This window comes from Pedococcus sp. P5_B7, from assembly GCF_054049895.1.
Genome location: NZ_JBFULM010000006.1, coordinates 43407 through 55212 on the forward strand (window position 1 = coordinate 43407; position 11806 = coordinate 55212).

General features: G+C 71.6%; 11 protein-coding genes. 7 read left to right on the plus strand and 4 right to left on the minus strand.

Features of this window, described 5'->3' with window-relative positions; translation table 11 throughout:
• A partial coding sequence (gcvPB, locus tag ACXJKD_RS14045) for an aminomethyl-transferring glycine dehydrogenase subunit GcvPB (RefSeq protein WP_457255238.1) occupies window positions 1–1480 on the plus strand: 1480 nt, incomplete at its 5' end.
• Window positions 1481–1482: 2 nt separating this feature from the next.
• Here gcvPB and ACXJKD_RS14050 read toward each other — a convergent pair.
• Both ACXJKD_RS14050 and ACXJKD_RS14055 read right to left on the minus strand, forming a co-directional pair.
• Window positions 1483–4569 (minus strand): AAA family ATPase, encoded by a 3087-nt coding sequence (locus tag ACXJKD_RS14050; protein ID WP_457255239.1) that lies wholly within the window; start codon window positions 4567–4569, stop codon window positions 1483–1485.
• Window positions 4566–5750 carry an exonuclease SbcCD subunit D gene (locus ACXJKD_RS14055; protein ID WP_457255240.1) on the minus strand — a complete coding sequence of 395 codons (1185 nt, stop codon included), beginning with the start codon at window positions 5748–5750 and terminating at the stop codon, window positions 4566–4568. Before ACXJKD_RS14055 ends, ACXJKD_RS14050 begins: the two co-directional genes overlap by 4 nt.
• 135 nt (window positions 5751–5885) lie before the next feature.
• On the opposite strand from ACXJKD_RS14055, the gene ACXJKD_RS14060 reads away from it, so the two are divergent.
• From ACXJKD_RS14060 to ACXJKD_RS14070, 3 genes are all read left to right on the plus strand, one after another.
• Window positions 5886–7367, plus strand: coding sequence for a glutamate--cysteine ligase (locus tag ACXJKD_RS14060; protein WP_457255241.1), 1482 nt, complete (start codon window positions 5886–5888; stop codon window positions 7365–7367).
• Between the two features lie 112 nt (window positions 7368–7479).
• Window positions 7480–8100 carry a hypothetical protein gene (locus tag ACXJKD_RS14065; RefSeq protein ID WP_457255242.1) on the plus strand — a complete coding sequence of 207 codons (621 nt, stop codon included), beginning with the start codon at window positions 7480–7482 and terminating at the stop codon, window positions 8098–8100.
• A complete protein-coding gene (locus ACXJKD_RS14070; RefSeq protein WP_457255243.1) occupies window positions 8097–8732 on the plus strand; it encodes an RES family NAD+ phosphorylase in 636 nt (211 codons plus the stop codon). The genes ACXJKD_RS14065 and ACXJKD_RS14070 overlap by 4 nt, the downstream gene beginning before the upstream one ends.
• A gap of 27 nt (window positions 8733–8759) precedes the next feature.
• On the opposite strand, the gene ACXJKD_RS14075 is transcribed toward ACXJKD_RS14070, so the two are convergent.
• A complete protein-coding gene (locus ACXJKD_RS14075) occupies window positions 8760–9380 on the minus strand; it encodes a histidine phosphatase family protein (RefSeq protein WP_457255244.1) in 621 nt (206 codons plus the stop codon).
• Between the two features lie 25 nt (window positions 9381–9405).
• On the opposite strand from ACXJKD_RS14075, the gene ACXJKD_RS14080 reads away from it, so the two are divergent.
• The 3 genes from ACXJKD_RS14080 to ACXJKD_RS14090 are packed head-to-tail and all read left to right on the plus strand — an operon-like array spanning window position 9406 to window position 11239.
• Window positions 9406–10251, plus strand: coding sequence for a PhzF family phenazine biosynthesis protein (locus tag ACXJKD_RS14080; protein WP_457255245.1), 846 nt, complete (start codon window positions 9406–9408; stop codon window positions 10249–10251).
• Entirely contained in the window at window positions 10251–10790 is a 540-nt protein-coding gene (locus ACXJKD_RS14085) for a DUF1697 domain-containing protein (protein ID WP_457255246.1), read from the plus strand. The genes ACXJKD_RS14080 and ACXJKD_RS14085 overlap by 1 nt, the downstream gene beginning before the upstream one ends.
• Window positions 10790–11239 (plus strand): OsmC family protein, encoded by a 450-nt coding sequence (locus ACXJKD_RS14090; RefSeq protein WP_457255247.1) that lies wholly within the window; start codon window positions 10790–10792, stop codon window positions 11237–11239. The genes ACXJKD_RS14085 and ACXJKD_RS14090 overlap by 1 nt, the downstream gene beginning before the upstream one ends.
• Here the strand turns inward: ACXJKD_RS14090 and ACXJKD_RS14095 are convergent.
• Entirely contained in the window at window positions 11236–11799 is a 564-nt protein-coding gene (locus tag ACXJKD_RS14095; protein ID WP_457255248.1) for a dihydrofolate reductase family protein, read from the minus strand. The two genes, ACXJKD_RS14090 and ACXJKD_RS14095, sit on opposite strands and share 4 nt — an antisense overlap.
• Window positions 11800–11806: the final 7 nt, after the last annotated feature.

The window sequence follows — 11806 nt, forward strand, 5'->3', positions numbered from 1 at the left end:
CCCCCCCCGCGACTACCTCACCCACCCGGTGTTCAGCAGCCACCACAGCGAGACGTCGATGCTGCGCTACCTGCGCCGTCTCTCCGACCGCGACTTCGCCCTGGACCGCGGCATGATCCCGCTGGGGTCGTGCACCATGAAGCTCAACGCGACCACCGAGATGGTCGCGGTGACCTGGCCCGAGTTCGCCGAGCTGCACCCGTTCGCTCCGGCCCACCAGACCGAGGGCATCCGCGACCTCATCGGTGAGCTCTCCGACTGGCTCTGTGAGATCACCGGCTACGACGCCGTCTCCCTCCAGCCGAACGCCGGTTCGCAGGGTGAGTTCGCGGGCCTGCTCGCCATCCACGCCTTCCACGAGGCGAACGGCCAGTCGCAGCGCAACATCTGCCTGATCCCCGCCAGCGCGCACGGCACCAACGCCGCGTCCGCGGTGATGGCCGGCATGAAGGTGGTCGTCGTCAAGACCGCCGCAGGTGGCGACGTCGACATGGAGGACCTCAGGGCCAAGATCGAGCAGCACCGCGATGACCTCGCCGCGATCATGGTCACCTACCCGTCCACGCACGGGGTCTTCGAGGACACCATCACCGAGCTGTGCGCGCTCGTGCACGACGCCGGTGGCCAGGTCTACGTGGACGGGGCGAACCTCAACGCCCTCGTCGGGTTGGCGCGTCCCGGCAAGTTCGGGGCGGATGTCTCGCACCTGAACCTGCACAAGACCTTCTGCATCCCGCACGGCGGTGGCGGTCCCGGCGTCGGGCCCGTCGCGGTGCGCTCGCACCTGGCCCCGCACCTGCCCAACCACCCGCTCGCCGCCGAGGCCGGTCCCGAGGGTGGCGTCGGACCCATTTCCGCTGCTCCCTACGGCTCGGCCAGCATCCTGCCGATCTCGTGGGCCTACGTGCGGCTGATGGGTGGCGCCGGTCTGACCCGGGCCACCCAGGTCGCGGTCCTCAATGCCAACTACATCGCCGCCCGACTGCGCGACCACTACCCGGTGCTCTACTCGGGTCACGACGGCGTGGTCGCGCACGAGTGCATCCTCGACCTGCGTGACCTCACCCGGCGCAGCGGTGTGACCGTCGACGACGTGGCCAAGCGGCTCATCGACTACGGCTTCCACGCCCCCACGATGTCCTTCCCGGTGGCCGGGACCTTGATGGTCGAGCCGACCGAGAGCGAGGACCGCTACGAGATCGACCGGTTCTGCGACGCCATGATCGCCATCAGGCACGAGATCGCCGAGGTCGAGGGCGGTGAGGTCGCGGTCGCCGACAGCATGCTGCGCAACGCGCCCCACACGGCGAAGGCCCTGGCCGGCAAGTGGGAGTACCCGTACGAGCGCTCCGCAGCGGCCTTCCCCGTCGGTGTCGAGGCCGCGGACAAGTACTGGCCGCCGGTGGGCCGCATCGACGGCGCGTACGGAGACCGCAACCTCGTCTGCAGCTGCCCGCCGCCGGAGGCGTTCGAGAGCTGAGCTCAGGCCGCTGGGGCGGACTTGTCGGTGCTGGTGACCAGCGCGTTTGAAACAAGCACCGACGAGCCGCGCTCGGTCTTGCGGACCACGATCTGGCTCGGGATGCGGGTGCGCAGCTCGGCGACGTGGCTGACCACCCCGACGGCGCGACCGCCCTCGCGCAGGTCGTCGAGCACGGCCATCACCTGGTCGAGGCTCTCGTCGTCGAGGGTCCCGAACCCCTCGTCGACGAAGAGGGTCTGCAGGTCGAAGCCACCGGCCTCCTCGCGGACGGCGTCGGCGAGGCCGAGCGCGAGGGCGAGCGAGGCCATGAACGACTCGCCTCCGGACAGCGAGGTCGTCGCCCTCGCCTGACCGGTCCACAGGTCGAGGACCTCGAGACCGAGACCGCTGCGGGCACCGCGCGCGGCCAGCCCGTCGGTGTGGCGGAGCTGGTAGCGGCCCTCACCCATGCGGGAGAGCCGCTCGTTCGCCAACGTCGCGACCTTCTCGAGCCGGGCAGCGAGCACGAAGGCGGAGAGCCGCATCCGCAGCTCGTTGCTCGTGCTCGTGCCTGCCACGGCGTCGGCGAGCTCGCGGATGACCTGATGGTGTGACTCCGCCTCCGTGATGCGCCCGCACCGGGCGGTGATGCTGCCCCGCACGCGGTCGAGGCCGCTCATCGTGCGGCGCACCAGGGTGTCAGCGGCCACCGCAGCCGTGTGGGCGGCATGGGCAGCCTCTCGGCCAGCGGCCAGGGCGGTGACATCGACGTCGGCGGACTCCAGAGCCTTCTGGACCTCGGGTTCGGCCAGGGTCGTGCGCGCCACCACGGCCGCTTCGTCGTGGGCGGCCACGCCGGCACGGAGCCGGGTCACCTCGGCGGCTGGCAGCTGTCCGGCCCGGGCCTCTGCGGGGCCGGTTAAGCCGGCAGTGCGGAAGGAGTCGTCGGTCGCGGTGGCCACCGTGGCCGAGTCACGCTCCGCGCGCTCCAGCTCGACGACGGCGGCAGCGTGGGCAGCCGCGACCGTGACGGCCTTGGCGTGGACGGCGCTGGTGGCGGGCATGCGGTCGGGATCGCGCAGGTCTGGAGCGGCCCCGCGCACCCCTGTCTCGGCACAGGGGCAGTGGTCGGCGTGCTGGCCCAGCGCCTCGACCTGAGCTGCCCGGTCGGTCTCCAGCTGGAGACCGACGTCGTCGATCCGCGACGCAAGGGTCGCGCAGGTCTGGCGGTCCTCCACCAGCCTGGTCGTCAGTGACTCGACGGACGCCGTCAGGGTCGTCACCCGGCTGCGCGCCGGGTCGACGGACTGCGCGCACGTGGTCGCCTCGTCGAGGTCGTGGCGGGCCTGCGTGACGGCCGCGTCGAGCGCGACCTGGTCGCGCGACTCGCCACCGAGCTGCTCGCGAAGCTGGACCACCGTGGCCGCGAGGGCCGCAGCGGTGCGTTCGGTAGCCGCGAGCTCGTCAGCGGCGCGCTGCCACCGGACCTCCGCGTCGGAGACCTGGTCCGCCGTCACCAGGTCGGTGGAGGAGGCGAGGTGGGGATGGTCCAGGGCACCGCAGACCGGACAGGGCTGGTCGTCTGCCAGTCGGCTGGCCAGCTCGCCGGCCATGGCGTCGAGTCGAGCCTGGCGGCGGTCCTGGTAGACGTCGCGCAGGTCCTGCGCGGTGGTGCGCTGGGCGGCCACCAGGGTGTGGCAGGCCGTCTGTCGGTCGAGGGTCTGGTCGAGGCTGCGGCGCGCAGCGAGCACCGCGCGGGCGCGCTCGAGCCGCGCCGTCGCGGACTCGAGCCGCGCCGCACCCTGCTGCGCGGTGGTCAGGGCCGCAGTCGCCTCGACCAGCTCGGCCTCCATCGTGGTCACGCGCCCGGCGGACTGTTCGACACTGCGTGCCATGCTGCCCAGCTCACCCCTGAGCAGGGTGGCCGCGCGCTCCCGCTCCTGCACCGCTGCCTGGATGCGCTGCGCGGTCGACAACGCCTGCGCGCCGACGTCGAGCCGCGCGATGACCTCCTCGATGGCAGTCGAGCCCCGGCCGTCGAGGGCCCACCGGGCCACGTCCGGCTGGGTCGAGGCCACCCGTCCCTGCGCTGACTCCAGGGCCGCGGTCACCCGGTCGAGGGCCTTGAGGTCGCCCGCGACGGAGGCGGCGCGCTCGGCCAGCTCGATCCGCGCGGCGGCGGCGTCTCGGCCCTCGGTCTCGGCCTCGAGGGCAGTCAGGGCCGCCTGGGCGACGAGTCCCCGTGACCGCCGGGCGACGGTCTCCTGTGCAAGGGCATGTGCGGTGGAGGCGGCTTCGTCGGCGAGGCGCGTCGCATCGACTGCAGCCAGCCGGGCGGTTGATCCCTCGTCGAGCGCCCTCCGGGCTGCATCGAGCGCGGCGGGGAGCTCGTCGAGCGGCAGGTCGGACCAGTCGCGCGAACCGTCGCCGAGGTCTGGGGCGTCCGCCAGCACGTCGGCGAGGACCGCCAGCTCGGCGTTCAGCGAGGCTCGCTCGTCGGCCACGATGGCAGCAGTGTGCTTGCGCTGCAACGCAAACCAGTCTTCGAGGCCTGCGAAGGACGAGACGTCGAAGAGTCGCTCGAGCAGCGAACGCCGCTCCTCGGGGGTGGCCCGCAGGAACGCGGCGAACTCTCCTTGGGGGAGGAGCACGACCTTGCTGAACTGCTCGAGACCCATGCCGAGCACGTCCTTGACGACGTCGGCGATCTCGTCGTGACGGGTGCTGAGGGCCACCCACTCGGTGCCGCGTCGCTCCCAGAGCACTGCTCGAGCCTGCACCTTGGTCTCGCCCTTGCCCCGGGCCTTGGGGCGCAGGAACTCCGGCGAACGCTCGATCTTCAGGCGTCGCCCACCGGCGGTGAAGTCGAGAGTCACCGACGGGACGACCCCTCGCTCCGCGTGGTCGCTGTGCAGCTGCTTCTTCGAGCGGGCGCCGGGGACGTCGGCATACAAGGCGAACGCGACGGCGTCGAGCAGGCTCGTCTTGCCCGCTCCGGTCGCGCCACGGATCAGGAAGAGGCCAGCGGCCGAAGCCGCGTCGAGGTCGACCTCCACTGTGCCGGCGAACGGACCGAAGGCGGTCACCTGGAGCCGGTGGAGCCTCACGCGACGCCCCGTCGCGCTGCGGGCAGCGTCATCGGCAGCTGGCCCTCGTCGTCGGCACCGGCACGCTGGACCCGCACGGCCTCCACCCCGGCAGCGAGCACGGCGCGCTCCTCCTCGGAGGGTCCGTGCCCACCGCGGACGTGGCCGAGGAAGGCGCAGCACACGTCGAGGTCGGACTCGGTCGCGGTGCGCTGGGTGTAGCTGCGCACCGGCACGGGTGCGCCCTGCGGGTCGAACTGGAGCACCAGGGTGTGGGGGAAGCGCCGCCTGAGCTGCTCCATCGCACCGAGGGGACGCACCGGGTCGGTCAGGGTCACCTGGCACCACGAGCGCTCGGCCGGGGTCAGGGCAGGGTCGGTGAGCAGCAGGTCGATGTCGCCGCGCAGGACGGCCAGCGGGCGCTCGACCGGGGCGTCCACGGCCTCGACGCTGACACCGGACTCGGTGAGGTCGACGAGCCAGGAACCCTTGGTGTGGCTGGCCTCGCTGAAGGACAGCGGCACCGGTGACCCGCTGTAGCGCACGCCGTCCGTGACCCGCTGGCGTCCGTGCAGGTGGCCGAGCGCGACGTAGTCGGCGCCGGCAAAGACCTTGGGGTGGACCGCGGAGACGCCTCCCACCGAGATGTCGCGCTCGGAGTCACTGGTCGCCCCACCGGTGACGAACGCGTGCGCCATGACGACGGAGGGGCCGCCACGGGCGGCGCGGTCTGCCTCGACCCGGGCCAACGCGGCGCGGAGCACCCCGGCGTGGGAACGCTCGGACGCACCCAGCGAGTCGGCGGCGACGGCCGGCTCGAGGTAGGGGAGGGGGTAGACGGCGACGCCGTCGACGAGGACGGGCACGCCGATCGACTCGGTCGCGGTGCGGATGTGCAGGCCGGCGCGGGACAGCAGCTCGCTGGCGAACCCGAGCCTGATCGCCGAGTCGTGGTTGCCGCTCGACAGGACCACCGCGGCGCCTGCGTCGATCAGTCGCGTGACGGCGGCGGAGAGCAGCTCGACCGTGTCGGGGGAGGGTAGTGCGCGGTCGTAGACATCTCCCGAGACGAGGACGGCGTCCACGCCCTCCGCGCGGACCGTCTCCACGAGGTGGTCGACGAACGCCGCCTGGGCGCCGAGCAGCCCCACCTGGTGGAAGGAACGCCCCAGGTGCCAGTCGGAGGTGTGGAGGAACCGCACGTCTGAAGGCTAGGAGAGCGGACCGACAGCCGTTGGCAGGCGCGCCCTGCGCATGGTTAGGTCATCACACACGTCACATCCTGAGGCAAGGCGCCACACCGGTGTCAGGCCCTGGGGAACACCGGAGGAGGTTCCGTGGGCGAAGAGGTCAACGCGCAGAGCTATACGCGCGAGCAACGCCAGCGGTACCGCGAGAAGGTCCGGCAGAACCTCGACGTCTTCGAGCGGATGCTGGCCCAGAGCCAGTTCGAATTCGACCGGCCGATGACCGGCATGGAGATCGAGCTGAACCTCGTCGACGACGCCTACCAGCCCAAGTTCGCCAACGCCGAGGTGCTCGAGGCGATCGCCGATCCCGGCTACCAGACCGAGCTCGCGCAGTACAACATCGAGCTCAACGTCCCGCCCCGCCCGCTCCCGGGTGACTCGGCCATCGAGCTCGAGGACGAGATGCGCGCCTCCCTCAACGCCGCCAGCGCGGCCGCCGAGAAGCGGGGCGCCCACATCGTCGCGGTCGGGATCCTGCCGACGATCATGCCCGAGCACTTCGAGGGCGACTGGATCAGCGCCAACAACCGCTACACCGCGCTCAACGACTCGATCTTCTACGCGCGTGGCGAGGACATCTACCTCGACATCGAGGGGCCGACGGGGGAGCGGGTCGCGACCTACTGCGACTCGATCGCGCCCGAGTCCGCCTGCACCAGCGTCCAGCTGCACCTCCAGGTCGCGCCGCAGGACTTCGCGGCGCACTGGAACGCCGCTCAGGCGCTGGTCGCGCCGCAGATCGCCCTGGCGGCCAACTCGCCCTACTTCTTCGGCAAGCGGCTGCACGCCGAGACGCGGATCGAGCTGTTCAGCCAGGCCACCGACACCCGCAGCATCGAGCTGAAGAACCAGGGGGTCCGCCCACGCGTGTTCTTCGGTGAGCGCTGGATCACCTCGATCTTCGACCTCTTCGAGGAGAACGTCCGCTACTTCCCGGCCCTGCTGGCCGAGGTGAGCGACGAGGACCCGGTGGCCATGCTCGACGCCGGCGAGGCACCCTCGCTGCCCGAGCTGCGGCTGCACAACGGCACCGTCTACCGCTGGAACCGGCCCATCTACGACATCGTTGACGGCACGCCCCACCTGCGCGTCGAGAACCGCGTCCTGCCGGCGGGTCCGACGTTGGTCGACGTGCTGGCCAATGCCGCCTTCTACTACGGCGTGATCCGCAAGCTCGCGTCTGACGACCGCCCGATCTGGTCGAAGATGAGCTTCGCCGCAGCGGAGCAGAACTTCCACAACGCCGCCCGTGACGGCATCGAGTCGCGGCTCTACTGGCCGGGCTTCGGCGAGGTCAGGGCCGAGGAGCTCGTGCTCCGCCACCTCCTGCCGATGGCCCACGAAGGGCTGGCTGACTGGGGCGTCTCGGAGGCCGTGCGCGACCGCTACTTGTCCGTCATCGAGGGTCGCTGCAAGACCAGCACGAACGGCGCGACCTGGCAGACCGACACGGTCGACCGGCTCGAGGCCGCTGGCCTGGACCGCCAGAAGGCCCTGGCCGAGATGCTCAGGCTCTACGCCGAGCACATGCACAGCAACGAACCGGTGCACACCTGGCCGCTGCCCTGACGGGTAGTGTCGGCGCGGCGCGTTACCCTGTCGGTAGACCTTGACGCCCTTGACGCCTTGCCGCTGGTGACGGCGGCGAGGACGGGGAGTGAGACGACCGGCAGGAGGACCGATGGAGCCACGCACGCGCACGACGACCGATCTCGGACACCACAGCGTCGAGTCCACCAGCGTCGAGTGCACCAGCGTCGAGCCCACCAGCGTCGAGCCCACCAGCGTCGACGCCCTCACCGAGGCGGTCCGCGCCCGGGTGCAGCAGCGCGCTGCCGAGCTGGCGGCGCAGGGACGTCGGCTCGACCTCGGTGACGTCGAGGCGATCGCGGACCGCATGGTGGCCGCCCTGCCGACGGTGCACCCCCTCGACCAGCCGCTGGGTCCGTTCTACGACACGACAGGGCTGGTCGCGTGGCTGGGCATCTCCCGCCAGGCGCTCTTCGACCGGGTGCGGCGTGGGACCGTGCTGGCCTGCCGCACCGCCGACGGCCACCTCGTCTACCCGTCGCTGCAGTTCGGTCGCAACGGCGCGGTCCGCCCGGGCGTGCAGGAGGCGGTCGGTGCCTTCGTCCGCAAGGGAGCCGACGGCTGGTCGATCGGCGCCTGGCTCACGACGCCGTCAGCAGCGTTCGACGACCACAGCGCCGTCGACTACCTCGTGGTGCACCGTTCGTCCCCGACCTCGGTGGCGCGGGTGACGGCAGCCGCTGCTGCCGACGCCAGCCACTGGGCCGCATGACGGCGCGCGAGCGGACTGCCCTCGGTCCGCCGCCGGGCTCCGTGGCCGGCTTCCCGGCATACTCCGTCGCCGCCGACACCGACCTGTACCGCGCCCACGGGCGCGACCTGGGCCCGTGGTGGTTCGGCAACGACGGGGCCGGCCGGTTCGACCTCCGGACGCCGCGCGGCACCTGCTACGTCGCGCTCGACCCGTTGAGCGCCCTGCGGGAGCGGCTGGGCCCGGTCCTCGGCAGCTCGCAGGCGGTCCCCGAGAGCCTCCTAGAGGAGGCGGTGGTCTCGCGACTGCGCCTGCCGGCTGCGCGCGACGTCGCCGACACCCAGGACCGCGGCGCGGCCGAGTTCGGGGTGACCCGTGAGATCGAGTCGACCGTCCCGTATGCCGTGCCGCAGGCGTGGGCGCGCGCCTTCGACGACGCGGGTTTCGGGGGAGTGCGCTACGGCCCGCGGTTCACGCCGGGGGACTCGAGCGCGCTCGCGCTGTTCGACGCGGAGGGGGCCGCGGACTGGCCCGTCGATCCCGATCCCGTTCCGGCGCAGCAGGTTCCGGGCGCTCCCGCGGCCATGCCGAATCCTCGGCGCGGCGACCTCACCGTGGTGCGCCCACCGCGCACGAGGACGACGCGAGACTGACCGACCGCGGCCGTGCGCCAGACCGGGTCAGTGGCCGGTCACGGCCGGCCCATGGTTCCAGACCCGGATGGCGGGCTGCTCGCGCTCGAACTGCAGCACGCTCACCGAACCCGCGTCGAGCAGCAGCTGTGCCCCCAGGCGCGGTTCCTGCCGCAGGAAGACGCTGGTGAGGACGCGCAGGCAGTGTCCGTGCCCGACCAGCGCGACGTCACCCTCGGCCATCGCCGCGATGGCGCGCTTGACGACCCGCGACGTGCGGGCCGCCACCTCCTCGACGGTCTCTCCAGGGGTGTCGCCCGGCGGCACCCCGTCCCGGAAGACGGTCCAGTCATAGCCGAGCTCGTCCCGGATCTGGGGTGTCGTCAGGCCCTCGTAGCCGCCGTAGTCCCACTCGAGGAGGTCGTCGTCGACCTCGGGCGTCAGCCCCGCGAGCTCCGCCGTCCGTCGCGCACGCTGCAACGACGAGCTGAGGGTGAGGACGAAGTCGTAGTCGGCGACCAGCCGACCGGCCTGCCGGGCGAGCTCCTCGCCGTGCTCGGTCAGTGGCACGTCGGTGCGCCCGGTGTGCTTCCCGGACCGCGACCACTCGGTCTCGCCGTGGCGCAGCAGCACGAGTCGGCCATCGGGAGTCGGGGGCGGTGAGGTCACGGCGCCAGTCTGACAGAGTGGGCGCATGCGCTTGAGGTACCGGCTGCTCAACGTCTTCGCACACGCGGACGACCCGTTCTCGGGCAACCCGCTGTGCGTCTTCGAGGACGGCTCCGCACTCTCCGACGACCAGATGCTCGCCCTGGCGCGGCAGTTCAACCTGTCCGAGACGACCTTCCTGGTGCCACCGGTCGACGGCGCCGACGCGGGTGTGCGGATCTTCACGACGTCCTTCGAGATGCCCTTCGCCGGCCACCCGACGCTCGGCACCGCCCACGTCGCCCGCGAGCTGCACGGGCTCGGTGACCGCCTCGGGCTCTCCATGCCGGCGGGAGTGATCCCGGTGGCGGCGCAGGGAGACCGGTGGACCCTCACGGCGAACGCGGGCCGGGTCGAGGCAGACCTCGTCGTCGACGACGTGGCTGCGGCGCTCGGGCTGGAGACCGACGACCTCGTCGAGCCCGTGCAGCAGGTCAGCGTGGGCACGTCGCAGGTGATCGCCCAGGCCGCTTCCGTCGACGCGGTACGCCGCGCCCGGGCCAGGCCCGAGCTGCTCGGTGGGTATGCCGGCATGGGCGCCCGAGGTGGCGAGACGCTCGTCTACGTGTGGTCGCCGTCGGGGGAGGGGGCGATCGAGGCGAGGGCCCTGATCAGCGATGGCCAGGCGGTGTCGGAGGATGCCGCCACGGGGTCGGCCTGCTCCAACCTCGGTGCCTGGATGGTGGCCCAGGGTCGGTCCGGCCGCTGGACCGTCAGCCAGGGGGAGCAGGTGTCACGGCCCTCCTCCCTCGAGCTCGCAGTGACCGAGGAGGGGACGGTCACGGTCGGGGGACTGGTCCGCGTCGTGGGTGCTGGAGAGGTCGTGCTGTGATGGCCGGCTACATCGTGTTCCTGCGAGCGGTCAATGTCGGCAAGCGTCAGCTGAAGATGGCCGACGCGCGCGAAGTGTTGTCGGACAACGGTTTCGGCGATGTCGAGTCGTACATCCAGACGGGCAACTTCTTCGTGTCGTCGCCCCTGCGCAGCGTGCCCAAGCTCGAGGCCGAGGTGGGTCGGGTCCTCAGTGCCCACGCCGGCTTCGACATCGTCGCGATCGCCCGCAAGCCCGCCGAGCTGCCGGCCCTGCTCGCGGAGGTGGACGGCATACCCGAGCAGGTGAAGGGGGAGACCAGTCGCTACGTGAGCTTCTGCACCACCACGCCGTCTGCCGCCGCGACCACGGAGCTGCACGCGCAGGAGGCCGCGCGCGAGCGCGCCACGGTCATCGGCAAGGATGTGTTGATGGAGTTCGCGGTGCCGTTCAACGAGGCCAAGCTGACCGGTGCCCGCATCGAGAACATCCTTGGTGTCCCGGGGACCGCCCGGAACATCACCGTCGTCCGCGCGCTGGCGCAGAAGTGGGGTGCCTGATGGCAGAAGAAACCGGCGGTACGGGTCCGGGCCATCGCTCGATCAGCATGACCCGGGTCGAGAAGGGGCTGTACGAGGTGACCAACGCGCGAGGCGGCACGATGCTCATCGGCGGGGGAGGGGACTCCACCGAGTTCACCCCCGTGGAGCTCTTCCTCGCCGCGATCGCGGGCTGCAGCGCCACCGACGTCGACTTCATCACGACCAAGCGGGTCCAGCCCACCTCCTTCACCGTGACGGGGGCGGGGGAGAAGCTGCGGGATGACGACGGCAACAGGATGGGCGACCTCAGGGTGGAGTTCGTGGTGACCTTCCCCGAGGGTGCCGACGGTGACCGGGCCCGCGAGATGCTCCCCAAGGCCATCGCGATGTCCCACGACCGGCTCTGCACGGTCACCCGCACCGTCGTGCTGGGCACCCCCATCGTCAGCGGGTTGGCTGAGGACTAGCGCCGGTCGACCAGGTAGCGCAGGAACACCACCCCGTCGCCGAAGGTGTGCTGCTCGGCGAGCCGTAGGTGGACGGTCGTGTCGCGGGGCAGGGCAGGAGTCCCACCACCCACCGAGACCGGGTGCAGGTAGAGCGAGACCTCGTCGACGAGGCCCGCTCGGAAGGCCTCGGCCGCCAGGGTCGGGCCACCGATGCCGAGGTCGGCTCTCGCCGTGGCCTTGCGCTGCGCGAGGTCCGCGGCGGCCAGGTCCCGCACCAGCTCGGTGCGTGGCGTGTCGACCCCAGTCAGTGTGCTCGACACGACGACCTTGTCGGCCGACTGCCAGATCCGCCGGTAGTCGGCGGACACCGACGAGCGGTCGGACCCCGTGTCGTCGGTGGCCCAGTAGCGCATCACCTCCCACATGCGACGGCCGTAGACGTAGGTGCCCACGGTGCGCTCACGGTCGTTGACGAAGGCGTGCACCTCCTCGCTCGGCGCCGCCCAGGCGAAGCTCCCCGACGCGTCGACGGTGTAGCCGTCGAGCGAGGCGATTGCCGAATAGAGCAGCCGGGCCACCGGGGCG